Source organism: Anaeromyxobacter terrae (genome assembly GCF_022690685.1).
Lineage (GTDB): Bacteria > Myxococcota > Myxococcia > Myxococcales > Anaeromyxobacteraceae > Anaeromyxobacter > Anaeromyxobacter terrae.
This window is the reverse complement of sequence record NZ_JALCYY010000008.1, coordinates 57,600-80,804: the sequence shown is the minus strand read 5'-3', so window position 1 is coordinate 80,804 and position 23,205 is coordinate 57,600. Positions and strand designations below refer to the sequence as shown.

Annotated in this window: 26 protein-coding genes; 20 read left to right on the top strand and 6 right to left on the bottom strand. The window is 73.9% G+C overall.

All coding sequences use genetic code 11. The features are described from left to right. Window positions 1-3 precede the first annotated feature (3 nt). The 5 genes from MNY62_RS05550 to plsY all read left to right on the top strand — a co-directional run bounded on the left by MNY62_RS05550 (window position 4) and on the right by plsY (window position 3,096). Window positions 4-516 carry an NADH-quinone oxidoreductase subunit J gene (locus tag MNY62_RS05550; RefSeq protein ID WP_242343114.1) on the top strand — a complete coding sequence of 171 codons (513 nt, stop codon included), beginning with the start codon at window positions 4-6 and terminating at the stop codon, window positions 514-516. A 3-nt stretch (window positions 517-519) separates the two neighbouring features. After that, on the top strand, window positions 520-822 hold the full coding sequence (nuoK, locus tag MNY62_RS05545) for an NADH-quinone oxidoreductase subunit NuoK (protein WP_242343113.1): 303 nt from the start codon (window positions 520-522) through the stop codon (window positions 820-822). A 68-nt stretch (window positions 823-890) separates the two neighbouring features. Next, a complete protein-coding gene (locus tag MNY62_RS05540) occupies window positions 891-2,081 on the top strand; it encodes a YIP1 family protein (RefSeq protein WP_242343112.1) in 1,191 nt (396 codons plus the stop codon). Beyond that, a complete protein-coding gene (locus MNY62_RS05535; RefSeq protein WP_242343111.1) occupies window positions 2,078-2,488 on the top strand; it encodes a DUF2752 domain-containing protein in 411 nt (136 codons plus the stop codon). Before MNY62_RS05540 ends, MNY62_RS05535 begins: the two co-directional genes overlap by 4 nt. Then, window positions 2,485-3,096 (top strand): glycerol-3-phosphate 1-O-acyltransferase PlsY, encoded by a 612-nt coding sequence (plsY, locus tag MNY62_RS05530; RefSeq protein WP_242343110.1) that lies wholly within the window; start codon window positions 2,485-2,487, stop codon window positions 3,094-3,096. The genes MNY62_RS05535 and plsY overlap by 4 nt, the downstream gene beginning before the upstream one ends. A 39-nt stretch (window positions 3,097-3,135) precedes the next feature. Here plsY and MNY62_RS05525 read toward each other — a convergent pair whose 3' ends face one another. Further along, window positions 3,136-5,895, bottom strand: a complete 2,760-nt coding sequence (locus tag MNY62_RS05525) for a DNA translocase FtsK (protein ID WP_242343109.1) — start codon at window positions 5,893-5,895, stop codon at window positions 3,136-3,138. A gap of 194 nt (window positions 5,896-6,089) precedes the next feature. Here MNY62_RS05525 and MNY62_RS05520 point away from each other — a divergent pair, with 194 nt between their 5' ends. From MNY62_RS05520 to MNY62_RS05475, 10 genes are all read left to right on the top strand, one after another. Further along, window positions 6,090-7,475: a tetratricopeptide repeat protein gene (locus tag MNY62_RS05520; protein WP_242343108.1), complete on the top strand. Its 1,386-nt coding sequence runs from the start codon at window positions 6,090-6,092 to the stop codon at window positions 7,473-7,475. A gap of 5 nt (window positions 7,476-7,480) precedes the next feature. Next, window positions 7,481-7,822, top strand: a complete 342-nt coding sequence (locus MNY62_RS05515; RefSeq protein ID WP_242337102.1) for a TFIIB-type zinc ribbon-containing protein — start codon at window positions 7,481-7,483, stop codon at window positions 7,820-7,822. A 7-nt stretch (window positions 7,823-7,829) separates the two neighbouring features. Further along, the gene (gene gatC / locus MNY62_RS05510) at window positions 7,830-8,117 is read left to right on the top strand and encodes an Asp-tRNA(Asn)/Glu-tRNA(Gln) amidotransferase subunit GatC (protein WP_242343107.1); all 288 of its coding nucleotides are present in this window, start codon (window positions 7,830-7,832) and stop codon (window positions 8,115-8,117) included. Further along, window positions 8,114-9,589 (top strand): Asp-tRNA(Asn)/Glu-tRNA(Gln) amidotransferase subunit GatA, encoded by a 1,476-nt coding sequence (gene gatA / locus MNY62_RS05505; protein ID WP_242343106.1) that lies wholly within the window; start codon window positions 8,114-8,116, stop codon window positions 9,587-9,589. Before gatC ends, gatA begins: the two co-directional genes overlap by 4 nt. Window positions 9,590-9,591: 2 nt before the next feature. After that, window positions 9,592-10,029 carry a hypothetical protein gene (locus MNY62_RS05500; protein WP_242343105.1) on the top strand — a complete coding sequence of 146 codons (438 nt, stop codon included), beginning with the start codon at window positions 9,592-9,594 and terminating at the stop codon, window positions 10,027-10,029. Further along, a complete protein-coding gene (gatB, locus tag MNY62_RS05495) occupies window positions 10,030-11,481 on the top strand; it encodes an Asp-tRNA(Asn)/Glu-tRNA(Gln) amidotransferase subunit GatB (protein WP_242343104.1) in 1,452 nt (483 codons plus the stop codon). It begins immediately after the preceding gene. Window positions 11,482-11,538: 57 nt separating this feature from the next. After that, the gene (locus MNY62_RS05490) at window positions 11,539-11,751 is read left to right on the top strand and encodes a hypothetical protein (RefSeq protein WP_242343103.1); all 213 of its coding nucleotides are present in this window, start codon (window positions 11,539-11,541) and stop codon (window positions 11,749-11,751) included. Next, entirely contained in the window at window positions 11,748-12,761 is a 1,014-nt protein-coding gene (gene mtnA, locus MNY62_RS05485; protein ID WP_242343102.1) for an S-methyl-5-thioribose-1-phosphate isomerase, read from the top strand. Before MNY62_RS05490 ends, mtnA begins: the two co-directional genes overlap by 4 nt. A 52-nt stretch (window positions 12,762-12,813) precedes the next feature. Continuing rightward, window positions 12,814-13,716, top strand: a complete 903-nt coding sequence (locus MNY62_RS05480; RefSeq protein WP_242343101.1) for a potassium transporter — start codon at window positions 12,814-12,816, stop codon at window positions 13,714-13,716. A 71-nt stretch (window positions 13,717-13,787) separates the two neighbouring features. Further along, window positions 13,788-14,252, top strand: a complete 465-nt coding sequence (locus tag MNY62_RS05475) for a YkvA family protein (RefSeq protein WP_242343100.1) — start codon at window positions 13,788-13,790, stop codon at window positions 14,250-14,252. Between the two features lie 8 nt (window positions 14,253-14,260). Here the strand turns inward: MNY62_RS05475 and MNY62_RS05470 are convergent, their stop codons facing one another. Beyond that, window positions 14,261-15,142, bottom strand: coding sequence for an MBL fold metallo-hydrolase (locus tag MNY62_RS05470; protein WP_242343099.1), 882 nt, complete (start codon window positions 15,140-15,142; stop codon window positions 14,261-14,263). Window positions 15,143-15,191: 49 nt separating this feature from the next. After that, window positions 15,192-15,689, bottom strand: coding sequence for a hypothetical protein (locus MNY62_RS05465; protein WP_242343098.1), 498 nt, complete (start codon window positions 15,687-15,689; stop codon window positions 15,192-15,194). A gap of 198 nt (window positions 15,690-15,887) precedes the next feature. Between MNY62_RS05465 and rplU the strand changes: the two genes are divergently transcribed. The 5 genes from rplU to MNY62_RS05440 all read left to right on the top strand — a co-directional run bounded on the left by rplU (window position 15,888) and on the right by MNY62_RS05440 (window position 19,630). Further along, a complete protein-coding gene (rplU, locus tag MNY62_RS05460) occupies window positions 15,888-16,193 on the top strand; it encodes a 50S ribosomal protein L21 (RefSeq protein WP_242343097.1) in 306 nt (101 codons plus the stop codon). A gap of 47 nt (window positions 16,194-16,240) precedes the next feature. Next, a complete protein-coding gene (gene rpmA, locus MNY62_RS05455; RefSeq protein WP_242343096.1) occupies window positions 16,241-16,498 on the top strand; it encodes a 50S ribosomal protein L27 in 258 nt (85 codons plus the stop codon). A gap of 102 nt (window positions 16,499-16,600) precedes the next feature. Continuing rightward, entirely contained in the window at window positions 16,601-17,668 is a 1,068-nt protein-coding gene (obgE, locus tag MNY62_RS05450; protein WP_242343095.1) for a GTPase ObgE, read from the top strand. Beyond that, a complete protein-coding gene (locus MNY62_RS05445) occupies window positions 17,665-18,387 on the top strand; it encodes a TrmH family RNA methyltransferase (RefSeq protein ID WP_242343094.1) in 723 nt (240 codons plus the stop codon). The genes obgE and MNY62_RS05445 overlap by 4 nt, the downstream gene beginning before the upstream one ends. 52 nt (window positions 18,388-18,439) lie before the next feature. Next, window positions 18,440-19,630, top strand: a complete 1,191-nt coding sequence (locus MNY62_RS05440) for an aminotransferase-like domain-containing protein (protein WP_242343093.1) — start codon at window positions 18,440-18,442, stop codon at window positions 19,628-19,630. Between the two features lie 31 nt (window positions 19,631-19,661). Here the strand turns inward: MNY62_RS05440 and MNY62_RS05435 are convergent, their stop codons facing one another. The 3 genes from MNY62_RS05435 to MNY62_RS05425 all read right to left on the bottom strand — a co-directional run bounded on the left by MNY62_RS05435 (window position 19,662) and on the right by MNY62_RS05425 (window position 23,131). After that, a complete protein-coding gene (locus MNY62_RS05435) occupies window positions 19,662-20,759 on the bottom strand; it encodes an AbrB family transcriptional regulator (RefSeq protein WP_242343092.1) in 1,098 nt (365 codons plus the stop codon). Further along, window positions 20,756-21,850 (bottom strand): DUF475 domain-containing protein, encoded by a 1,095-nt coding sequence (locus tag MNY62_RS05430; RefSeq protein WP_242343091.1) that lies wholly within the window; start codon window positions 21,848-21,850, stop codon window positions 20,756-20,758. Before MNY62_RS05430 ends, MNY62_RS05435 begins: the two co-directional genes overlap by 4 nt. A gap of 138 nt (window positions 21,851-21,988) precedes the next feature. Next, on the bottom strand, window positions 21,989-23,131 hold the full coding sequence (locus MNY62_RS05425) for an OprO/OprP family phosphate-selective porin (protein WP_242343090.1): 1,143 nt from the start codon (window positions 23,129-23,131) through the stop codon (window positions 21,989-21,991). Window positions 23,132-23,205: the final 74 nt, after the last annotated feature.

Here is a 23,205-nt window from a genome sequence, read left to right as displayed (position 1 = left end):
GCGATGCAAATCACGGCCGAGCTCGTCTGCTTCTGGATCTTCGCCGTCCCCCTCGTCGTCACCGCGCTCGGCGTGGTGGTCGCGCGGAGCCCGGTCTACGCGGCGATGAACCTCGTCGCCGCCTTCTTCTTCATGGCCGGGATCTACGTCCTCCTCGCCGCGCACCTCATCGCGTTCATGCAGATCCTGGTCTACGCGGGCGCGGTGATGGTGCTCTTCCTGTTCGTCATCATGCTCCTGTCGCTCGGCGACGAGCACCCGCAGCCCGAGCGCCGCAAGGCGATGCAGTACGTGGGCGTCATGGGCGCGGTCTCGCTCCTCGCCGTGCTCGCCTCCGCCATCTACCGGGTGCCCGACGCCGCCATGGCGACCCTCGCCCAGCCGGAGCGCTTCGGCACGGTGAAGGCGGTCGGGCAGGTGCTCTACACCGACTTCCTGCTGCCCTTCGAGGTGACGAGCCTGCTCCTCCTCGTCGCCATCGTGGGCGCGGTCGTCGTCGCGAAGGAGAGGATCTGAGCCATGGTCCCCGTCACCTGGTACCTCTGGCTCGCCGCGCTCCTCTTCACCATCGGCCTCTCCGGCGTCCTCCTGAAGCGCAACGCGCTCATCGTCATGATGAGCGTCGAGCTCATGCTCAACGCGGCGAACCTCACGTTCCTCGCGTTCGCGCGGCAGTCGGGGAACATCGGCGGGCACGCCATCGCCTTCTTCGTCATCGCGGTGGCGGCGGCCGAGGCGGCGGTCGGCCTGGCGGTGGTCATCGCCATCTACCGCACCCGCGGCAGCGTGAACGTGGACGAGGTCCGCGCGCTGCACGAGTGATCCTGGCCCGGGGCGGGCTCGGTCCCCGAGTTTCACCGCCCTGGGGCGCGCCGCGGTAAGCTCGCGGCATGATCGCTCGCTGCGCCCGGTGCCAGGGCACGTTCCAGACCGACCGCTTCGGCCGCCAGAGCTGTCCGCACTGCGGCGCGGAGCTGCTCCTCGCCGATCCGAACGCGCCGCCCCCCGCGGCCCCTGGGCCGGGGCCCGTCGCACCGGCGCAGCCCGAGGCCCGCCCCGCCGCGGGCGAGGCGCAGGGTGCCGCGGCGCCAGGCCCGGAGGCGCCGCAGGAGCCCCCTCCGTCCCCGACCTCCCCCGAGGCACCTGCGCCCGAGCCGGGCTGGGCGCGCACCTCGAAGCAGCCGGTGTGGGGCGCACCGCCCACGCCGCCCGAGCAGGCCGCGGGCAGAGGTCCTGAGCTGCCGCCCCCGCCAGGCCCGCCGTCGGGCGGCTACGGGCCGCCTCCCGGGGGCTGGGGCCCGCCGCCCGGAGGCTGGGGCCCGCCCCCCGGCGGCTGGGGGCCGCCGCCCGGCGGAGGCTGGGGCCCGCCGCCGGCTGGGCCGCCCGGACCGCAAGGACCGGAGGCGCCCGCGCCGTTCGCCGAGCGGAAGCAGCGCGGCCTCTTCTCGTCATTCCTCGAGACCCTGAAGCTCGTCGCCACGCAGCCGGGCGCGTTCTTCCGGCGCGTGCGCGTCGACCAGCCGGGGAGCGCGGTGCTCTTCGCCGTGATCGCCTACACGGTCGGTACGCTGTTCCAGGGGCTCTACAACCTGGCGACCGGCAGCCGCGTGGCCGAGATCGTCGAGTCGGTGGCGGAGAACATGCCCGAGGAGCAGGCGCGCTACCTCCGCATGTACGTCGAGAGCCTGTCCGGCTCGTCCGCGATCGCGCAGGTCGTGCTCGCGCCGCTCGCGGCGCTCGTGGGCGTCTACCTCTGGGCGGCCATCGTCCACGGCATCCTGCTGCTCGTCCGCGGGGCACCGCGGGGCTTCGGCGCGACGCTCACCGCGGTCGGCTACGCCGCCGGCCTCAACGTGCTGCTCATCGTGCCCGGCTGCGGCGGGTTCCTCGCGCTCGTGTGGTCCGTCGTGGCGATGATCATCGGCCTCGGCGAGACCCAGCGCTGCGGGCCGGGCAAGTCCACGCTCGCCGTGCTCTCGCCCCTCCTGCTCGTCCTCGTCTGCTCGTGCTGCGCCGCGATCGGTCTCGGCTTCGGCGGCATGCTGCAAGGCGGGCGCGGCCACGGCCCGGTGAGCCTGTGACGGCGGCGGTGGGCTGGCGGCGGACGGCGCGCTTCGGCCACGCCGAGGTGTTCGCCGTGATCGGCGCGCTGTCGTTCCTCGCGGCGCGCTTCCTGCCGCTCCTGTCCCTGCCGTTCGTCTGCCCGCTGCGCGGGCTCGCGGGCATTCCGTGCGCCACCTGCGGGATGACGCACGCCTTCGTCCACCTCGCGCACGGCGAGCTCGGCCGCGCCATCTCGGCGAGCCCGCTCGGCGCGGCGCTCGCCGCCGCCGCCTGGCTCTTCGCCGCGCTCGACCTGTCGCGCGCCGCGCTGGGGGCCCCGCTGCCGGTGCCCTCCGAGCGGCTCGCCCGCGGCGCCGTGGCGCTCGGGGTGGTGGCGCTCCTCGCCAACTGGGCGTACCTCGTCGTCCGGGAGATCGGCTCGTGAGCGACAGCGCGCTCGGCGTCCTGCTCGTCGTCGCCGGCTACCTCGCGGGCTCGATCCCGTTCGGAGTTCTCCTCGGCCGGCTCGTGCTCGGCGTGGACGTGCGGACGGTGGGCTCCGGGAACATCGGCGCGACGAACGTGGCGCGCGCCGGCGGCAAGAAGATGGGCGTCGTCGTCCTGCTCCTCGACGCGGCGAAGGCCATCGTGCCGATCCTCGTCGCGCGGGCGCTCCTCGCCGGGACGCCGCGGGCGGAGCTCTTCACGGTGCTGGTCGCGCTCGCCGCCTTCGTCGGCCACCTCTTCCCGGTGTGGCTCGGCTTCAAGGGCGGCAAGGGCGTCGCGACCGGGCTCGGCATCTTCGTCGTGCTCGCGCCGTGGGCCGCGCTCGGCGGGGTCCTCACGTACCTCCTCGCCTACGCGACGACGCGCATCTCCTCGGTGGGTTCGCTCGCCGGCACCGCCGTCTGCGCGATCGTGACCTTCGCGCTGAACGGCCCGGCGAGCCCGGTGAGCTGGGCGGGCATCGCCCTCGCGGCGCTCATCGTGCTGCGCCACCGCGAGAACATCGGGCGGCTCGTGCGCGGCGAGGAGAAGCGGATGAAGGTGTGAGCGTGAACGCCGCGGGCTCCCTCGCCCGCGCGCGCCGCGCTACACGTTCGGGATCGGCGAGACCTCGCCCACCGGCCGGATGAGCACCTGGCGCGGCTTCACGCCGTTCGCCGGGCCGACCACGCCCTCGCGCTCCATGCGCTCGATGATCTTCGCGGCCTTGTTGTAGCCGAGCCGCATCTCGCGCTGGAGCTTCGAGACGGAGACCTCCTCCATGCGCGAGACGAGGTCGAGCGCCTGGTCGTAGACCGGGTCGTCGTCGTCGGAGTCGTAGCGGCCGTCGCCGCCCGAGTCGCGCGCCTTGAGGATCGAGTCGTCGTAGACCGGCTTACCCTGCTCCTTGAGGAACTCGACGACGCGCTGCAGCTCCTCCTCGGAGACGAACGCGCCCTGCACGCGCGTGACCGGCTGGGTCGCGGTCATGACGAGCATGTCGCCGTCGCCGAGCAGGGTCTCCGCGCCCGGGCCGTTGATGATGGTCTGCGAGTCGTGGCGCGAGGCCAGGCGGAAGGAGATGCGGGCCGGGAAGTTGTTCTTGATCATCCCGGTGATGACGTCGGTCGACGGCCGCTGCGTCGCCACGATGAGGTGGATGCCGGTCGCGCGCGCCTTCTGCGCGAGGCGGGCGAGCGAGATCTCCACCTCGCGCGGCGCGGTCATCATGAGGTCGGCGAGCTCGTCGATGACGACCACGATGTACGGCAGCTTCTGCGGAAGCTTCCTCTCGTCGCGGGCCGCCACCGGGTCCGCCGGCGGGGGCGCGGTGGGATCCTCGAACTCGGGGCTCGCCGTCACCGGCTCCGGAGCGGTCTCCGCGGCGGCGCGCGCGGCGGCCTCCTCCTCGGTCTCGCCCGCGACCTCGTCGACCACCACGAGCTTCCGCGGCGGCGGCGCGTCCTTCTCCTCGAAGGTGCGGCTCTCGGCGCGGAGCTTCTCGACCTTGCCGTTGTAGCTCTTGAGGTCCTTCGAGCCCGTGTCGGCGAGGACCTGCGTGCGGCGCTCCATCTCGTCCACCGCCCACTGCAGCGCGCGGGCGGCCTTCTGCGGATCGGTGACGACCGGGAGGAGCAGGTGCGGGATGTCCTCGTAGAGCGACAGCTCCGTCATCTTCGGGTCCACCATGATCATCCGCACCTCGGCCGGCGTCTGCCGGTAGAGGAGCGAGCAGATCATGGTGTTGAGGCCGACCGACTTGCCGGAGCCGGTGGTGCCCGCGATGAGGAGGTGGGGCATCCTCTGCAGATCGACGCAGTACGGGATGCCCTCGATGTTCTTGCCGAGGCCGAGCGGCATGAACCCGCCCGCCGTGGCGAACGACTCCGACTCGAGGATGTCGCGCAGGTAGACGGTGGCGCGATCGCGGTTCGGGACCTCGATGCCGACGACGCCCTTGCCCGGGATCGGCGCGATGATGCGGATCCGCGTGGCGCTGAGCGCCATCGTGAGCTCCTTGTCGAGGTTCTCGATGCGGGCGAGCTTCACGCCCGCCACCGGGGAGAACTCGTAGAGCGTCACGACCGGGCCGGGCCGGATGTGCTTGATGACGCCGTCGACGCCGTGCTGCTCGAGCGTCGCGACGATGACGCCGGCGGTCCGCGTGAGGGCCTGCTCGTCGACGGCCTTCGCCTTCTCCTCGTGCGCGTCGAGGATCTCGGCCGAGGGGAGCTTGAAGACGTCGCCCGCCTTCGTGAACGCGAACGCGGGGACCTCCTTCTTCTTCTCCTTCTTCTTCCCGCGCTCGAGCATCGCCTGCGAGACGATGATCTCGGGGCGGGCGGGGGGCGTGGGCGGCTCGGGCAGCGGCTCGGGCGCGGCGGCCTCGGCCGCTGGCAGCTCCACCACCGCGGTCTTCGCCGCGGCCGGCTCCTGCTCCTCGCGCGCCTTGCGGCGCTTCCGCGCCGGCGGCTCGGCCGGCTCCGGCTCCTCCTCGGGAGCCGGGGCGGCGAGGCCGCCCACCCAGGCAGGATCCTCGAACCCGGTGCGGCGCGCGTGCTCGATCGCGAGCGCGTTCGCGATGGCGCGCGCCTCCTCGCGCGACTCGTCGTCGTCCGCCTCGATGGACGCGGCGTCCGCGAGCGCCTCCCGCTTCCGGTCGGCGGCCTCCTCCGCGCGCAGCTCGGCGACGGCGATCCGGTGCTCCTCCACCGCCGCCGCCACCCGGTCCGACGCGAACCCGAAGAGCCCGCGCGCGGCGCCGGCGATGAAGCCGCCGATCGTCTGCGGCTTCACGTCGGCCGCGACGATGAGGGCGACGATGCCGGCGGCGGTGACGACGATGGCGCTGCCCCAGGTCGAGAGGAGCCCCTCGGCGCTCGCGCTGAGCGAGCGGCCCAGCGCGCCGCCCGCCGGGAACGGCGCGAGGGAGTGGCCGCCGAGCGCGAGGTGGCCGAGCGTCGCCACGCAGAGCGTGAGGATCGCGTAGGCGATCGCGGAGACGATGGAGAGCCGCGGCGGCGCGCCGCGGAAGAGCCGCCAGGCCGCCGCGCCGAGCGCGATGGGCAGCACGAGCGCAGAGAACCCGAGGATGCCGTAGACGCCCGCCGCGAGCCGGTGCCCGACCGGGCCGACGAGGTTCGAGGGGGCCATGCCGCGCGCGATGAGCGCGCCGTCGAGCGACGAGTAGGTCGCGAGGGCGAGGCCGCTCGTCGCGGCGAGCGCGAGGAGCACCACCGCGCCGACGTCGCGGGCCATGCCGGTGCGCGGCGCCTTCTGCGCTCCGCCCCGAGGCTCGGCCTTCTTGTCGCCCTTCTTCGGGCGCTCCTTCTCGGGAAGACGACGGTTGGACCTGGCCTTGCCCATGCGCGCGACCACCTGCCCCTCGCTCCGTGAAACGCCCGCGCCGCGGTGCTGCCGCGCGGGCGCACCCGGGCCCGCCTCGAACGGACGAGGTCCCGTCCAGCGGAGGATATCGGGGGGACCCGGGGGGTCAATTTTTCGGCAGACGCCGAAACCTCGCGTAAAATCCGCGAAACTCGCGACTTTTCCGGAGCGCCATGGACGTCCGCTGCGAGCGCTGCAAGGCCCAGTACGTCTTCGACGACGAGCAGATCACTCCGTCGGGGCTCGCGGTCCAGTGCACCAACTGCGGGCACCTCTTCAGGGTGAAGAAGAAGGAGCTCGTCGTGACCGTGCCGGTGAAGCCCGGCGAGCTCGACAGCGCGCCCATGCCGGCGAGCGCCGCCGCGCCCCGCGCCACCGGCCACGCGCCCGCCGCGGCGCGGAGCGAAGCGCGCGAGTGGCGGGTGCGCCGCCCGGGCGGAGCCGTCCTCACCTGCCGCGAGCTCACCACCGTCCAGAAGTGGATCGTCGAGGGGAAGGTCGCGCGCGAGGACGAGATCTCCGCCGGCGGCGACTCCTGGAGACGGCTCGGCGAGATCGATGAGCTCTCGAGCTTCTTCTCGGTGGTGGCGGAGGCCGAGCGCGCCCGTGCGACGCCGGTCGAGACGCCGCGTCCTCCCGCGCGCGTGCCGCCGCCGCCCCCCTCCGGCTTTCCCCCGCCCGCGCTCCCGTTCCCTCCGCCCGAGGAGCTCGGGCGGTCGGCGCGAGCGAGTGAAGCGCACGCGGCCGAGCCGGCCTCTCGCCCCGCGCGCCGCGGCGCCCGAGGAGCGCTCTTCGTCGCGCTGCTCGCGGTCGCCACGGGTGTCGGCGCCTACGCGCTCAACCCGGGAATGGTGGGACGGCTGACACGCAAGGTGTTGGGCACGACGGCCGCAACCGCGACCCCGCCCCCGACCCCGACCGCGACCCCGACCCCGACCCCGACCCCGACCCCGACCGCAGACGCGACCGCAGCGGCGCCCCCCTCTGCAACGCCGGCCCCCGCCGCCAACCCCCCGTCGCCCTCGAGCCCCGACCCCGCGCACGCTGAAGGGCAGGCCGCCGCCGGCTCGCCGGCGCCCCCGGCCCCCGAGCCCCCGCCCTCCGGCACGGCCGCCGCCCCCACGCCGGAGGGCCCCTCCGCCGTGGTCGTCCCCGCTTCGGCCGAAGCCACCGCCCCGCTCGCGAAGCCGTCGCGCCCCCGCGGCCCGAAGGCGCTCCTCGCCGAGGCGGGGCGGCTCCGTGCGCGCGGCGACCCCACGCGCGCGCTCGAGCTCTACGGCCGGGTGGTCTCCGACGATCCGGAGAACGTCGCGGCCCTGACGGGCCGGGGGCTGTGCTATCTCGATCTGTCTCGTTTTGCGCCGGCGGCGGCCAGCTTCGAGAGCGCGCTAAAGCTCGTCCCGTCGGACGCGGACGCGCTCCTCGGCCTCGCCGAGGCGTACCGGGCGCAGGGACGGGACGCGGACGCCATCCGCTGCTACGAGAGATACCTGGCGGAGCACCCCGACGGCGAAGAGGCGGCCGTCGCGCGCAACGCCATCGCCGAGCTGAGGAGATGACCGACATGCCCGATCGCGGAACCCCTGGGAAGCCGTCCACCACCGAAGACGAGTACTTCGTCCGCGAGGACGCGGAGAAGAAGCGCAGGCTCGCCCTCCAGGTGAAGAAGCAGACCGAGGCGGCCGAGCTTCAGCGGCTGAAGGAGCTGCACTGGATGCGCTGCCCCAAGTGCGGGATGCAGATGCACGAGGTGCGGCTGCGCGGCGTGGACGTCGACGTGTGCTTCTCCTGCAACGGCGTCTTCCTCGACGAGGGCGAGCTCTCCCACCTCGAGAAGCCCGAGTCGAAGGGCGTCATGGCCTCGATCCTGAACTGGTTCAAGCCCGAGACGAAGAAGCCGGTCTAGGCGCGACATGGCCCTCACGCTCGACGAGGTCCGGCGCATCGCGGCGCTGGCGCGGCTCCGGCTTTCGCCGGAAGAGGAGCAGACCTTCGCAGGTCAGCTCTCGGCCATCCTCGACCATGTCGCGCAGCTCTCCGAGCTCGACGTGTCGGGCGTGGAGCCCATGACGCACGCGCTCGCGGAGGGGGTGCCCCTCCGCCCCGACGAGGTCCGCCCGGGCCTGTCGCCGGAGGAGGCGCTCGCGAACGCGCCCGCCCGCGAGGAGACGTTCTTCGTCGTGCCGAGGATCCTCGAGTGAGCGCGCCCGCGCCGGAGCTGAACACCCTCTCGCTCGCCGAGGCGGGCGAGCTCCTCGCGGCGAGGGGCGCCTCCTCGCGGGAGCTCGTCGCCGCCGCGCTCGCCCGCATCGGGGCGACCGACGGCCGCATCGGCGCGTTCCTCCGCACGACGCCCGAGCGGGCCCGCGCCGCCGCCGAGGCCGCCGACGAGCGCGCGGCGAAGGGGGCGCGGCTGTCGCCCCTCGACGGCGTCCCCATCGCCCTCAAGGACATCTTCCTCACGAAGGGCGTCGAGACGACCTGCGCGTCGCGGATCCTCGAGGGCTTCGTCCCGCCCTACGACGCGACCGTCGTGGAGCGGCTCGAGCGCGCCGGCGCGGTCGTCGTCGGCAAGCTCAACATGGACGAGTTCGCGATGGGCTCGTCGAACGAGAACAGCGCCTTCGGCCCGTGTCACAATCCGTACGACCTCGCTCGCACGCCCGGCGGCAGCTCGGGCGGCAGCGCCGCGGCGGTCGCCGCCCGCCAGGTGCACGGAACGCTCGGCACCGACACCGGCGGCTCGATCCGGCTCCCGGCCGCGTTCTGCGGAGTCGTGGGCCTGAAGCCCACCTACGGCCGCGTCTCGCGCTACGGCGTCATCGCCTTCGCCTCCTCGCTCGATCAGGTCGGCCCGCTCGGCCGCACCGTGCGCGACACGGCGCTCCTCCTCCAGGCCATCGCCGGCCACGATCCGCGCGACCTGACCTCGTCGACGCGCCCGGTGGACGACTACCTCGCCGGCCTCGAGGGCGGCGCGCGCGGGCTGCGCATCGGCGTGCCGCGCGAGTGGCTCTCGGGCGGGCTCGCGCCCGGGGTGGAGCGCGCGGTGCGCGAGGCGCTCGCGACCTACGAGCGGCTCGGCGCGACGCTCGTCGACGTCTCCTTGCCGCACTCGCGCTACGGCATCGCCGCCTACTACCTCATCGCGCCCGCCGAGGCCTCCTCGAACCTCGCCCGCTACGACGGCGTGCGCTTCGGGCTGCGCGCCGGTGAGGGAGGAGGCCTCAAGGAGATGTACGCCGAGACGCGCGAGCGCGGGTTCGGCGCGGAGCCGAAGCGGCGCATCATGCTCGGCACCTACGCGCTCAGCGCCGGCTACTACGACGCCTACTACCTGCGGGCGCAGAAGGTCCGCACCCTCGTCCGGCGCGACTTCGACGAGGCGTTCCGCGCCTGCGACGTGGTCGCCGGCCCGGTCGCGCCCTCGGTCGCGTTCCGCCTCGGCGAGAAGACCGCCGATCCGCTGCAGATGTACCTGGCGGACGTGTTCACCATCACCGCGAACCTCGCCGCCCTGCCCGGCCTGTCGGTGCCGTGCGGGCTCGAGCGCGAGAGCGGGATGCCGGTGGGGCTCCAGCTCGTGGGCCGCCCGTTCGACGAGGCGACGCTGGTCCGGGCGGCGCGCGCGCTCGAGCGCGAGGCGGGACCCCTGCCGGCGCCGGAGGTGTGATCGTGACGCGCCGGATCGCGACGCTCCTGTGGGCCGCCCTGCTCGTCCTGCCGCTCGCCTTCCTGGGCGTGGCGGTGACCCGCGCGCGCGGGGCCAACCCCGGCGGGCACGACGCGCTGCTCCTCTGGCTCGCCGTGGCCGCCTCGGCGTTCAACGTCGCGCTCTCGCGCGTCCTCCCGCCGCGCCTCGAGGCGCTCCGCCGCGGCGGCCGCGACGCGGTCACGCTCACGCGGTTCCTCGTCGCCTGGGCGCTCTGCGAGGCGGCGGCGCTCTGCCCGCTCGTCGCCTATCTCGTCACCCGCGATCCGCGCCTCGTCGTGGTGCTCGTCCTCGACCTGGCGGCGCTCGCGTTCCTCTACCCGAGCGATCGACGCTGGGACCGGCTCGCGCCGACCGGTGCCGGCGGCGTCGCGCTCGGGGCACGCCGGGGGGCGCAGTAGATGCCGGTCTCGGACTTCCAGGTGGTCCTCGGGCTCGAGGTCCACGCCCAGCTCCTCACCCGGAGCAAGATCTTCTGCGCCTGCTCGACCGCGTTCGGCGCGGCGCCCAACACGCAGGTCTGCCCGGTGTGCCTCGGCCTGCCCGGCGCGCTGCCCGCGCTCAACGCGGAGGTGGTCGAGCTGGCGGTCCGCGCCGGGCTCGCGCTCGGCTGCGAGATCCGCGCGAAGAGCGTGTTCGCGCGGAAGAACTACTTCTACCCGGACCTGCCGAAGGGCTACCAGATCTCGCAGTACGAGCTGCCCATCTGCGTGGGCGGCGGCGTCGAGATCCCGGTCGACGGCGCGACGCGCACCATCCGGCTCACGCGGATCCACATGGAGGAGGACGCCGGCAAGAACGTGCACGACGTCACCGCCGCCGGCTCGGGGGTCGACCTCAACCGCGCCGGGGTGCCGCTCCTCGAGATCGTCTCCGAGCCGGACCTCCGCTCGACCGACGAGGCCATCGCCTACCTCAAGACCCTGCGCGCGATCCTCATGGCGCTCGGCGTGAACGACGGGAACCTGCAGGAGGGCTCGTTCCGCTGCGACGCGAACGTGTCGGTCATGCCGAAGGGCGCGGTCGAGCTCGGCACCCGCTGCGAGCTCAAGAACATGAACTCGTTCCGCTTCCTGCGGCAGGCGATCGACTACGAGGTCCGCCGCCAGGTCGAGCTCATCGAGGCGGGCGGCAAGGTCGTGCAGGAGACGCGGCTGTTCGATCCCGACCGCGGCGAGACGCGCTCGATGCGCTCCAAGGAGGAGGCGCACGACTACCGCTACTTCCCCGAGCCGGATCTCCCGCCGGTGAGGGTCGACGACGCGCTCGTCCAGCGGGTGCGGCGCGCGCTGCCCGAGCTGCCGCGGGCGCGCTCGGCGCGCTACCAGCGCGAGCTCGGCCTCTCCCCCTACGACGCGGAGCTGCTCGTCGCCGACAAGGCGATCTCCGAGTTCTTCGACGCGACACTCGCCGCGTACGGCAGCACGCCGGAGGCCGCGAAGCGCGCCGCGAACTGGCTCAACGGCGACCTCGCGCGGCTCGCGAACGAGCTCGCGCAGGAGCCCGCCGCCTGGCGCATCACGCCCGCCCAGCTCGCGGAGATCCTGCGGCTCCAGGACGCGCAGACCATCGGCGGCCCCGGCGCGAAGCAGGTGATCGAGGAGGTCTTCCGCACGGGCGCCGCGCCGGCCGAGGTGGTGCGGGCGAAGGGGCTCGCGCAGGTGTCGGACGAGGGCGCCATCGAGGCGGCGGTGGACCGCGTGATCGCCGCCAGCGCGACGGAGGTGGAGCGCTACCGCGGCGGGAACAAGAAGCTCCTCGGCTTCTTCGTCGGGCAGGTGATGAAGGAGATGCGGGGCAAGGGCAACCCGGCCGTCGTGAACGCCCTCCTCAAGAGGAAGCTGGGCGAGTAGAGTCCCGCGCGGGTCCGAACGGGCGGTCCCCGGGCGCGTGGCGGATCGGAGCGAGCGATGGCGAGGTGGGCGGGATGGGGCGCCGGTCCGGCCGGAGCGGGCGCGGCGGGTCCGACGAAGGTGTTCCTGTGGATCGCGCTCGTGAGCTGCGCCGTGGTCGCGGGGGTGCTCGCGAGCGAGCGGCGCCTCCCGGCCGCGGCGGTGGCCGCGCTCGCGGCCGTCTACTTCGCCCTGCGGCTCTTCGCGGGACTGGGGAGGGAGAGTCGATGAACGCGGAGCCGCTCAGGCCGGTGCTCTACGACGAGGCGCGCGACGTCGTCCGCGTCCTCGACCAGCGGCGCCTGCCGGCCGACGAGGTCTGGCTCGAGCTCGCCTCCGCCGAGGAGGTCGTGCAGGCGATCAAGAACCTCACCGTGCGCGGGGCGCCGGCGATCGGCGTCGCCGCCGCCTACGGGCTCGCCGTCGAGGCGCGCCGCGGGGCCGAGGCGCCGCGGCTCCGCGAGGTGGCCGAGACGCTCGTGCACGCGCGGCCGACCGCGGTGAACCTCGCCTGGGCGGTGCGGCGGATGTCGCGCCGGCTCGGGCTGGGTGCGGCGGCGATCCTCAGGGAGGCGCACGCCATCCGCGACGAGGACGAGGCCGCCTGCCGGCGCATCGGCGCGCTCGGCGCGCCGCTCCTCCCGCCGCGCGCGAGCGTCCTCACCCACTGCAACGCCGGCGCGCTCGCGACGGCCGGCTACGGCACCGCGCTCGGCGTCGTCCGGGCGGCGGTGGAGGCGGGGAACGCCATCTCCGTGTTCGCCGACGAGACGCGCCCGTTCCTGCAGGGCGCCCGGCTCACCGCCTGGGAGCTGAAGCGCGACGGGATCCCGGTGACGCTCCTCACCGACGGCATGGCCGGCTGGCTCATGGCGCGCGGGGAGATCGCCTGCGTCGTGGTCGGCGCCGATCGCATCGCCGCGAACGGCGACGTCGCGAACAAGATCGGCACCTACGCGCTCGCCGTGCTCGCCGCCTACCACCACCTGCCGTTCTACGTGGCGGCGCCGTGGAGCACGGTCGACCTGCAGACGGCGGATGGCGCGGCGATCCCGATCGAGGAGCGCGGCGACGAGGAGGTGCTGATGCTCGCCGGCCAGCGCATCGCGCCGGTGGGCGTGCCGGCCCGCTACCCGGCCTTCGACGTCACGCCCGAGGCGCTCGTCACCGCCCTCATCACCGAGCGTGGCGTCGTGCGGCGTCCGTTCGGGCCCGGCCTCGCGGCCCTCGCCGCGAGGTAGGCAAACCGGCGCCTTCCCGCGCCCGACACCCTCCGTCTAACATCCGCGCCGCATGGCCGACATCGGCTCGACCCGGGTGTTCGGGCACGCCCGCCGCGGCGTGAAGGTCATCGGGCTCCGCCGGCGCCCGCTGGCCGACCTCTACCATCGGCTCGTGACGGGCAGCTGGACCCGCCTCGTCACGATCTACGCGCTGGTCTTCTTCGGCACCCAGGCGCTCTTCGGCCTCGCGCACCTCGCCCTCGCGGCGGAGTGGCCGCCGGGTGCGTCAGTCATCCCCGCGCTCCTCGCCGCCGCCGACGCGCCGCCGGCGCCGGCGCCGCCGCTCTCCGGCCGCTGGCTCGCCGGCGGGGCGGTCTCCGCGGTCGAGACCTTCGTGCGCTGGCTGCTCGCGGTCATCGGCGCCGGGATCCTGCTCGCCAAGTACTCGCGCATCCCCGCGCGCGTCATCTTCAGCCGCGTCGCGGTCATCGGCCCGCACGCGGGCGGCCGCGCACTCCTCTTCCGCATGGCGAACGAGCGGACGAGCCACATCCTCGACGCGAAGGTGTCCGTCATGCTCGTGCGCAACGAGCGCGGCGAGGACGGCGAGGTGGTGCGCCGCGCCCATGACCTCCCGCTCGCGCGCGGCGGCTCGGCGCTCTTCTCCCACGCCTGGACGGCGGTGCACCCGGTCACCCGCGAGAGCCCCCTCTTCGGCGAGACCGAGTCGTCCCTCGCGGCGGAGGACGCCGAGCTCGTCGTGACCCTCTCCGGCTTCGACGAGGGGCTCTCCCGCGTCATCCACGCGCGCCGCACCTACCTCCCCGAGGAGCTCCGCTGGGACGTGCGCTTCCGCGACATCGTGAAGGTGCTCCCCGGCGGAGATCACGCCGTCGATTACCGCCGCTTCCACGAGGTGGTGGCGATCGAGCCTCCCGACGAGCGCACCCCGCGCCGGAGCGCGGTGCGCTGAAGCGCGTCGCGGCGGGAGTCCACGCGCGGGGGTACGCGGACGCCGCGGCGCGGCGTTAGATTGAAGAGACGATGGCCACCCGCACCTGCCCCGCCTGCGCGCGCCTGCTCGGCTCGAACGCGGACTGCCTCTCCTGCCGCGAGGCCGCCGCGAGCGAGCTCGCCCGCGAGGCGAAGGACATCACCCCCGAGAGCCTCCCCGGGCGCGCCTCCGCCGCGCGCCGCTTCCTTCGGCGCCCGCCGTGGTACGCGCGCCGCGCGCCCGGCGCGTTCCGCGCGAAGCTGAGGCTCCTCTGGATGGTGCTCCGCGACTACGCGAACGGCACGTACCGCAAGGTGCCGTGGAAGTCCGTCGCCGCGCTCGCCGCCGCGGTCGCGTACGTGCTCTCGCCCATCGACCTCGTACCGGACTTCCTCTTCCCGGTGGGCCTCGCGGACGACGCGGTGCTGCTCGCGCTGACCTGGGGCCTCGTGAAGCGCGAGCTGCGCGAGTACTGTGCGTGGAAGGGGCTGTCGCCGGCCCATTTCGGACTCTAGCGCCGGCTTCAGCGCTCCCGCATCTCCGCCGCGAGCGCGCGCACCGCCGCTTGCGCCGCCTCGACGGTCGGCGCGCGCCAGGGTCGGCCGTGGCCGGGGATCACCCACTCGAAGCGATGGGCCGCGAGGCGCTCCATCGAGCGGATCTGCTCGCCCCAGTCCCACCAGCACACCGCCCGCGACGCGCCGAGCCGGCCCTCGGCGTCGCCCCACAGGTGATCGCCCGTGAAGAGGTACGTCTCGCGGAAGAGGAGCGCCGCCGAGCCCGGCGTGTGGCCGGGCACCGGGATCGCGAGGAGGTCGTCCGCGAGCCGGACGGGGTCGTCGCCCTCGAGGCGGAGCTCCACGCCGCGGGTCGCGGCGGTCACGTCGCGCGCGTGGAGCACGCGGGCGCAGCCGAGCGCCTCCGCCCAGCGGGCGTGATCGGCGACGTCGTCGCGGTGGCTGAGGAACATGAGGCGCGCCCCGCCGAGCGCGCGCACCCGCTCGGCGAGCGGCGCCGCGAAGCGCGGGGAGTCGACGAGGACGTTGCCGGCCGGTCGCAGGAGGAGCCAGGACGCCGCGCCGAACGAGGACTCCGCCGCGTAGCCGCAGTCGAGGACGTCGCGCGCCTCCGGCGCGAGCGCGACGGGGAACGCGCGGGAGGCCTCGCGTACGCCCGCGCCCGAGGCGGAGCCGATGGCGGCGACCGGGCAGGAGACGAGCGCGAGGAGCGCCCGCCGGCGCGCCTCGCCGTCGGCGGGCTGCGCCGCGACGAAGGCGCGCTCGTCCTCGCCGCCGCCGAACGTCGCGGGCGCGAGGCGGCGGCAGGTGTCGCAGGAGATGCAGCGATCGTCGACGAAGAGATCGCCGGGCACGTTCCCGGGGACGGCGCGCGCACGAAGGGCCACGCCGCTCGATTAAGCGAACGTGGCCCTCGGGGCAGCGCGATGGAGATGGCTAGTGCTTGCCCTTGTGCTTCCCGTTGCCGTGGCCGCCGCGGCCGTGATCGTCGTCCCAGTCGCCGCGATCGTGATCGTGGCGATCGTAGTCGCGCTCGCCGCCGCGGTAGTACGCGGGCGCGGGCTGCGGGCGGCCGCCATAGTAGGCGCGGCCCGGGCCCGGCCCGCCGTGCTTCTCCGGCTTCCAGTGCTTGTAGTGGCCGGGCGGGACCCTCACGAGGGCGACCGGCACGGTGCGGACGGGCGCCATCACCCACCCGCCGCGGTGCGAGCGCGAGCGGTACCAGACGTCGTCCTCGCGGGCCCAGTAGTAGCCGTTGGTGTAGAAGACCTCGTGATCGCAGTCTGGCACGACCTGCACGCCGGGCTGGATGACGACGAGCTGCGGGAGCACCACCGGCAGATCGAAGCTGATACCCGCCGAGGCGCGGAGCTGGGCCTCGGCGATCGCCGGCAGGAGGAGCGCCCCGGCGAGAGCGAGCGTGAGCTTTCGCATAAGGCCGGCAGGATCGGGTGATCGGACGCCCGGCGCAATGTGGGGCGGGGAGGCAGGCGATCCCACCTTTCCAAGCCCCGGGATTCCTTGACAGCCCTGGCGGCCTGATCGTATATGACCGCCCTTCCGGAGGCCCGGAGGCGCGCCGTTTCGCGGCCGCGCGCTGGTGAAATCCTCCCAGATTTCGAGGAGAAGGCGATGTACGCGGTGATTCGGACCGGCGGGAAGCAGTACCGCGTCGCGCAGGGCGATCGGCTCAAGGTCGAGAAGCTCGCGGGCGACGTCGGCGGCAAGATCAGCTTCGAGGTGCTGCTCGTCGGCGGAGAGGGCGAGGCCAAGATCGGCGCGCCGGTCGTCGCGTCCGCCTCGGTCGAGGGCGAGATCGTCGCCCAGGACAAGCACAAGAAGGTCGTCCACTTCCGCAAGAAGAAGGAAGGCTGGACGAAGAAGCGGGGCCACCGGCAGCCGTACACCGAGGTCCTCATCACGACGGTGCGCGCGTAACGCTCGCGCCCCCGACGACCCGGTTCCGGGTTCAGGTGGAGTAGAAAATGGCTCACAAAAAGGGACAGGGCTCCTCGCGCAACGGCCGTGACTCTCCCGGCCAGCACCGCGGCATCAAGGTCTACGGGTCCGAGAAGGTCGTGGCGGGGAACATCCTCGTCCGCCAGGTCGGCACCCTCGTCCACCCCGGCCCGAACGTCGGGATGGGCAAGGACTTCACGCTCTTCGCGCTCGTGGACGGCACCGTGAAGTACAGCCGCGCCCGCGGCGATCGGCGCTTCGTCTCCATCGTCCCGGGGGCGTAGCGCTCCGCCGTCCGGTCCGCCCTGGCGGACGAGCGGCTTCCACTCATCACGGCGCCGCGGGCCAGCCAGGTCCGCGGCGTTCGCGTTTGTAAAAGGCTCCGCATGAAGTTCGTCGACGAGGTCCGCATCCACGTGAAGGCCGGCGACGGCGGCAACGGCGCCGTCGCGTGGCGGCGGGAGAAGTTCATCCCGCGCGGCGGGCCGGCCGGGGGCGACGGCGGGAACGGCGGCGACGTGGTGCTGGTCGTCGATCCGCAGCTCTCGACGCTGCTCGACTACCGCTACGTCCGCGAGCACCGCGCGCGGAGCGGCGAGCACGGCCAGGGCTCGGACATGAACGGCCGCGACGGCGAGCCGCTCGTCCTGCGCGTGCCGCCGGGCACGGTCGTGAAGGACGCCGGCACCGGGGAGCTCGTCGCGGATCTCGGCGCCGAGGGCGAGCGGATCGTGATCGCCAAGGGCGGGCGCGGCGGCCTCGGCAACATGAACTTCGCGTCGTCCACGAACCAGGCGCCGCGCTACGCCCAGGATGGCACGCCGGGCGAGGAGCGCGAGCTCGTCCTCGAGCTGAAGCTCCTCGCCGACGTGGGCATCGTCGGCTACCCGAACGCCGGCAAGTCGACCCTCATCAGCCGCATCTCCCGCGCCCGGCCGAAGATCGCGGACTACCCGTTCACGACGCTCGTCCCGAACCTCGGCGTCGTCTCCTGGCGCGGGGAGAAGAGCTTCGTCGTCGCCGACATCCCCGGCCTCATCGAGGGGGCGCACGAGGGCGCCGGGCTCGGCCACCAGTTCCTCCGCCACGTGGAGCGCTGCCGCGTGCTCGTGCACCTCGTCGAGGGCGCGAACCCGGAGGAGGGCCGCTCGCCCAAGGCGGACCACGACGCGATCAACCGCGAGCTCGAAGCCTACTCGCCGGCGCTCGCGGAGAAGCCGCAGATCCTGGCGGTGACGAAGATCGACATCCCCGAGGCGCGCGCCGCCGGGGAGAAGCTCAAGAAGGCGTTCGCGCGCCGAAAGCAGCCGATCGACGTGCACCTCGTGTCGGCGGTCACGGGCGAGGGGCTGCCGGAGCTGCTCGACGCCGTGGGCCGCGCGCTCTTCGAGGAGGCGAGGCCGCGGCGGGGCGGGCGCGGGCGCCGGCTCGGGAAGCCGAGGGCCGAGAAGTGAGCCGGCGGGGCGACGCCGGCGCCGAGCGGGCGCCGGAGGCCACGGAGGCGACGGAGCCCGGCGGGCCGGGCTTCCTCGTCCCGGAGCGACGCGCCCGCATCGACGCGGTGGTGGCGAGCCGCACCCGGACCCTCACGGTGGTGATGGAGGCGTTCTGCGATCCGCAGAACGTGAACGCCGTCCTCCGCACCTGCGAGGCGTTCGGGATCCAGGAGCTGCACGCGATCGAGGGGCCGATGAAGCCCTACGACCGCAACAAGAAGATCAGCCAGAACGCCGACAAGTGGCTCGACGTCCGGCGCTGGACCTCCACCCGCGAGTGCCTCGCGCACCTCAAGGAGGAGGGCTTCTCGATCTACGTCACCCACCTCGGCGAGGGGACGCGCTCGCTCGACGCGCTGCCGTTCGCGGGCAAGGTCGCGCTCGTCTTCGGCAACGAGCACCGCGGCGTGTCGGACGACGCGCTCGCCCTCGCCGACGCCTCGTACGCCATCCCGATGCGCGGGTTCGTGCAGTCGCTCAACGTCTCGGTCGCGGCGGCCATCTCGCTCGCGAAGGCGGTCGAGCGGCGCGAGGCGGAGCGCGGCCGCCACGGCGATCTCTCCGAGCTCGAGGCGGCGGCGCTGCGCGAGCGGTTCTACGTGATCGCCGTGAAGCAGCGCGCCCGGATCGCCAAGGCCGAGCGGGCCGAGGCGCGGCGCGCAGCGCACCGGCGCTGAGCGAGCGGACGCCAGGCGCGCGATCGCGGGCCGGATGGCCTAGACTCGGGGGATGCCGGACGCCCCCGGGTACCCGTTCTCCGCGCGCGTCGCGTCGCTCAAGAGCTCCGCCATCCGGGAGATCCTGCGCGTCGTCGCCCGCCCCGACGTCATCTCGTTCGCCGGGGGTCTGCCGGCGCCCGAGCTCTTCCCGACCGAGGCCCTCGCCTCGCTCGCGCGGGAGCTGCTCGCGTCGCCGCGCGGGCCGGCGGCGCTCCAGTACTCGGAGACCGAGGGGCACGCGGGGCTGCGCGCGCGCATCCTCGGGCGGGTGCCGTTCCCCGCGAGCGCGTTCGGCGACGACGGGGTCCTCGTCACGCAGGGCTCGCAGCAGGGGCTCGATCTCCTCGCGAAGCTGTTCCTCGATCCGGGCGACGAGGTCCTCGTCGAGACCCCCGCCTATCTCGGCGCGCTCCAGGTGTTCCGCTTCTTCGGGGCGCGCGTGACCTTCCTGCCCTGCGACGCCGACGGGCTCCGGCCCGAAGCGCTCGCGGACGCGCTCCGGCGCCGCCCGAAGCTCCTCTACCTCACGCCCACGTTCCAGAACCCGAGCGGCGTCTGCTACCCGGAGGCGCGCCGGCGCGAGGTCCGCGAGGTCCTCCGCAGCTCCGACGTGATCGTGCTCGAGGACGATCCGTACCGCGACATCTGGTTCGACGAGGCACCGCCCCCGCCCGTCGTGCTCGGACACGACCCCTCGCGCGCCGTGTACCTCGGCAGCTTCTCGAAGATCGCTGCCCCAGGCCTGCGCGTCGGCTTCCTGCTCGGGCCGCCCGCCATCGTCCGCCGCTGCGTCCTCGCGAAGCAGGCGACGGATCTCCAGACCAACTCGCTCGGCCAGCACCTGCTCTTCGACCTGCTCGGCCAGGAGGGGTTCGCGCGCCACGTCGAGGGTCTCCGGCGCGAGTACCGCGCGCGCCGCGACGCGCTCGACCGCGGCCTGGCGACGCTCGAGGAGCGGCTCACCTGGAACCGCCCCGGGGGCGGCATGTTTCTGTGGGCGCGCATCGCCGACGGCGGCGACGCGGCGGAGCTCCTCACGCACGCGCTGGCGGAGGGGCTCGCGTTCGTGCCCGGCGGCGAGTTCCACCCGGAGGGCGAGGGCGAGGCCACGCTCCGGCTCAACTTCACCCACAGCTCGCCCGCGCGGATCGCCGAGGGCGTCGCGCGGCTCGGGCGCGCGTTCGGGCGGTGGGGTCGCTAGCCTCGGGCCTCGCCAGGCCCGCCTCGGGCGATCACCGCCTCGAGGTCTTCGGGTGAGGGTCCACCGCCCGCGTTCGCTGCCACGCCCTGAACGCGAGGGGCGCGGCGGTGAGCAGGACGACGAGCCGCAGCACGTGGAAGGCGGTGACGAGCGGCACGCCGAGCTGCAGGGTGCGGGCGGTGAGGCACATCTCGGCGATCCCTCCCGGCGCGGTGGCGAGGATGAGGGTCCAGGGCGAGAGCCCCGACGCCGGGGAGAGGACGACGGCGAAGAGGGCGAGGAGGGCCACGCCCTGCCCGATGGCGAGGACGATCGCGGTCACGAGCGCGCCCGCGCCCCGGAAGCTCTCGCGCCCGAAGCGGCTCCCCAGCGCGCAGCCCATGAGCACCTGGGCGGCGTCGACGAGGGGGCGCGGGACTGAGCTCGCGCCGAGGCCGCCCGCCGTCACGGCCGCGCTCGCCGCGAGCGAGCCGAGCAGCCACGCGTTCGGGAGGCGGAGGAGGTGGGCGAGGAGACCCGCCGCGCCGCAGCCTGCGGCGAGGCGCGCGAGCCCGGCCGCGTTCGTGGCGAGGGCCGCCGGGGCCCAGGGGTCGGCGCCGCGGGCGCCGGCCAGGGTGAGGGCGAGGGGGACGACGGTGACGACGACGAGCACGCGCAGCGCCTGGGCGACCGCGATGACCGAGGGGTCCCCGCCCGCCCGCTCGCCGAGGACCGCCATCTCCGCGGCACCACCGGGCATGCTCGCGAAGAACGCGGTGGCGTCGGAGAGGCCCGCGCGCCGGGACAGGAGACGCGCGCCCGCGACCCCGGCCCCCACCGCGGCCGCGCAGCCCGCGAGCATCCAGGGCAGGGCGCCCGCCACGACGGCGAGCACCTCGCGCGTGAAGTACAGCCCGAGGGCCGCGCCGATGACGGCCTGCCCGAGCTGCCGCGAGGCCGGGAGGATGGAGCGCGGCGCCCCGGCGAGGCTCGCGGCGCCGGTGGCGAAGAGCGGACCGAGGAGCCACGGCAGCGGCACGTGGAGCGCCCGCGCGGCGGCCCCGCCCACCGCGCCGAGCGCGTAGGTGGCGAGGAGTCCCGCGACGCGGCGCGCGGGCGCGGGGGCCGAGGCCGAGAGCGCCCGCGTCATTCCGCGACCGCGGGCCCGGTGCTCGGCGAGGGTCCGTGCTCCCCGCCCGCCACCGCGGCCGCCTCCTTGGCGCGGTGCCGCACGGACGACCAGAGGGAGAGCCCGATGAGGATCGCGCCCAGGAGCCCCGTCGCGGCCTCTGGCACGTGCACCACGGTCCCCACCAGCATGAGGATCGCGAGGGCGCCGATGGCCCAGAAGGCGCCGTGCTCGAGGTACCGGTACGACCCGAGCGTCCCGCGGTCCACGAGGAGGACCGTGAGGCTCCGGACGAACATCGCGCCGATGCCGAGGCCGATGGCGATGACGAACAGGTCGTTCGTGAGGGCGAAGGCACCGATCACGCCGTCGAAGCTGAAGCTCGCGTCGAGCACCTCGAGGTAGAGGAAGCTCGCCGCGCTCGCCCGGTGCACGTCGCGCATGCGCTCCGGCCCCGCCTTCATGGCCGCCCCGATCCCGTCCACGGCGATGAAGGTGACGAGGCCGAGGACGCCGGCCGCGAGGAACCCGTGGGCTTCGGGGGCCGGAACGATCCTCGAGAAGAGCCAGAGGACGACCATCACGACGGCGAGCGCGATCGCCTCGACCTGGCCGAGGCGCGCGAGCCGCCGCTCGATCCAGGCGACCCAGTGAACGTCCTTCTCCGCGTCGAAGAAGAACCTCAGGCAGACCATGCCGAGGAACGCGCCGCCGAAGGCGCCGAGGAGCACGTGCGCGCTGCCGAGGATCCGCGCGTACTCGGCGGGCTCGAGGACGGCGAGCCGGAGCGCCTCCAGCGGGCCGACCCAGGCGACCACGCTCACGACGACGAGGGGGAAGGCGATCCGCATGCCGAAGACGGCAATGGCGATGCCCCAGGTGAGGAAGCGCCGGCGCCAGACCGGCGTCATGTCCCGGAGCACCGTCGCGTTCACCACGGCGTTGTCGAAGGAGATGGAGGTCTCGAGGACCCCGAGCACCGCGATGACGAAGAGCGTGGCCGCCACGCCGGCGGCCGTGCCGTGGTTGCGCCAGCCGACGAGCGCGCCGAGGGCGAGGCCGGCAGCGGTGAAGAGGAAGGAGCCCTTGAAGTACCCGAGCGTGCGGCGCATGAACACCTCGTCGATGGAATCCGGGGCCCCGGGGCGGCCGGCTGGCGCCGCCCCGGGGTCTCGGTCCCCGCGCGCAACCACGTCGAGCTCTCGCGAGCGCCCGCGCCTCGACCGCGGGGTCGTCGAGGGCGGCCGGTCTCAGTAGTCCAGGTAGACGCCGACGACGAACGAGTCGATCTTGTCCTGCGACGCCGAGAGCGGGACGTCGGGATCGAAGCGCTCGAAGCCCGCGACGACCTTGGCCCCGTGCCCCTTGAGGAAGTAGTTCACGCCCGCGCGGTAGGCCTTGAAGCTCCCCCGGTCGTCGGTCGCGTCGCTGCTCCACTGCTCGTAGTTGACCCAAGGCTGGAAGTTCTTCAGGAGGTAGCCGGCCTGCGCGAAGAACCCGTCGCCCTGCGCGCGGGAGGCGTTGCCGAGGGCGACGGGCGTCGCGGCCGCCCGGGCCAGCGTCTCGCCGCCGCCCAGGTCGAGGTTCACGTACCCGGCCTCGGCGGTCACCACGCCGACGGGAAGCGGGACCTCGCCGAACGCGTCCACCGAGAAGAGCTCGTAGTCCACCTTGCTCCCCGTGGCCTGGTCGAGGGCGACCATGTTCTGCCGGTCGTAGGAGCCGCCGACGCCGATCGTCCTCTTCTCGCCGAGATACGTGCCGTCGTTGTAGTAGCCGGTCTCGGGATCGAAGAAGTTCACCTGCGCGCGCCCGGTGAGCCGCAGGGCGTCGGCGCCGGCGGCCTGCACGCCATCGTAGACGCCGAGGTAGTACTTGAGGTGGACCTTCGGCGTGACGGAGTAGTTGCCGAACAGCGTCGCGCCCAGGTCGCGGACCGGGGCCCGGGCCGCCGAGTTCAGCTTGGCGTTCGAGTCTCCGAACGTCGTGTTCGTGAACGCGTACTTGGCGCGGCCGCCCCAGGTCAGGGCCTTGTAGGCGATGGCGGGGCGGTCGAGGGCCATGAAGGCGCCGGAGCTCGTGACGTTCTGACGGATCGCCGGCGCCATGTTGAGGCCGAAGTAGAGCCACGCGAGCTTGTGGGGCTTGAGCAGGACGTAGGCGTCGATGATGCGCATGTCCGCGGACGTCCCGCCCAGCTCCTCGAAGTCGCCCTGAACGTACGCGGTCGCCCACGCGCCGTAGTTCCCGCGGAACTTGACGCGCGCGCGCCGGATGTTGAAGTCGTTCTGGCTCTCGAACGACCCGTCGCCGTCACGGTCCGCCTCGGTCGAGACGAACTGGGACTGCAGCCTGAGCCCGAGCTCGAGCGACGTCTCGTCGTCGATCTTCACCTTGGCTCCTGCGCGGGCGGTCGCTGGCATTGCCACTGCGACAAGAAGCATGACGGCGAGACACCTCGGGTTCA

Bases quoted from the DNA above. Each gene is read 5' to 3' on its own strand.
- nuoK (WP_242343113.1), top strand. From the start codon at position 520: ATGGTCCCCGTCACCTGGTACCTCTGGCTCGCCGCGCTCCTCTTCACC.
- MNY62_RS05490 (WP_242343103.1), top strand. From the start codon at position 11,539: ATGGCGAGGTGGGCGGGATGGGGCGCCGGTCCGGCCGGAGCGGGCGCG.
- mtnA (WP_242343102.1), top strand. From the start codon at position 11,748: ATGAACGCGGAGCCGCTCAGGCCGGTGCTCTACGACGAGGCGCGCGAC.
- MNY62_RS05480 (WP_242343101.1), top strand. From the start codon at position 12,814: ATGGCCGACATCGGCTCGACCCGGGTGTTCGGGCACGCCCGCCGCGGC.
- MNY62_RS05465 (WP_242343098.1), bottom strand. From the start codon at position 15,689: ATGCGAAAGCTCACGCTCGCTCTCGCCGGGGCGCTCCTCCTGCCGGCG.
- rplU (WP_242343097.1), top strand. From the start codon at position 15,888: ATGTACGCGGTGATTCGGACCGGCGGGAAGCAGTACCGCGTCGCGCAG.
- MNY62_RS05520 (WP_242343108.1), top strand. From the start codon at position 6,090: ATGGACGTCCGCTGCGAGCGCTGCAAGGCCCAGTACGTCTTCGACGAC.
- MNY62_RS05525 (WP_242343109.1), bottom strand. From the start codon at position 5,895: ATGGGCAAGGCCAGGTCCAACCGTCGTCTTCCCGAGAAGGAGCGCCCG.
- MNY62_RS05440 (WP_242343093.1), top strand. From the start codon at position 18,440: ATGCCGGACGCCCCCGGGTACCCGTTCTCCGCGCGCGTCGCGTCGCTC.
- MNY62_RS05550 (WP_242343114.1), top strand. From the start codon at position 4: ATGCAAATCACGGCCGAGCTCGTCTGCTTCTGGATCTTCGCCGTCCCC.
- MNY62_RS05515 (WP_242337102.1), top strand. From the start codon at position 7,481: ATGCCCGATCGCGGAACCCCTGGGAAGCCGTCCACCACCGAAGACGAG.
- obgE (WP_242343095.1), top strand. From the start codon at position 16,601: ATGAAGTTCGTCGACGAGGTCCGCATCCACGTGAAGGCCGGCGACGGC.
- MNY62_RS05430 (WP_242343091.1), bottom strand. From the start codon at position 21,850: ATGCGCCGCACGCTCGGGTACTTCAAGGGCTCCTTCCTCTTCACCGCT.
- MNY62_RS05435 (WP_242343092.1), bottom strand. From the start codon at position 20,759: ATGACGCGGGCGCTCTCGGCCTCGGCCCCCGCGCCCGCGCGCCGCGTC.
- MNY62_RS05540 (WP_242343112.1), top strand. From the start codon at position 891: ATGATCGCTCGCTGCGCCCGGTGCCAGGGCACGTTCCAGACCGACCGC.
- gatC (WP_242343107.1), top strand. From the start codon at position 7,830: ATGGCCCTCACGCTCGACGAGGTCCGGCGCATCGCGGCGCTGGCGCGG.
- gatB (WP_242343104.1), top strand. From the start codon at position 10,030: ATGCCGGTCTCGGACTTCCAGGTGGTCCTCGGGCTCGAGGTCCACGCC.
- rpmA (WP_242343096.1), top strand. From the start codon at position 16,241: ATGGCTCACAAAAAGGGACAGGGCTCCTCGCGCAACGGCCGTGACTCT.
- MNY62_RS05475 (WP_242343100.1), top strand. From the start codon at position 13,788: ATGGCCACCCGCACCTGCCCCGCCTGCGCGCGCCTGCTCGGCTCGAAC.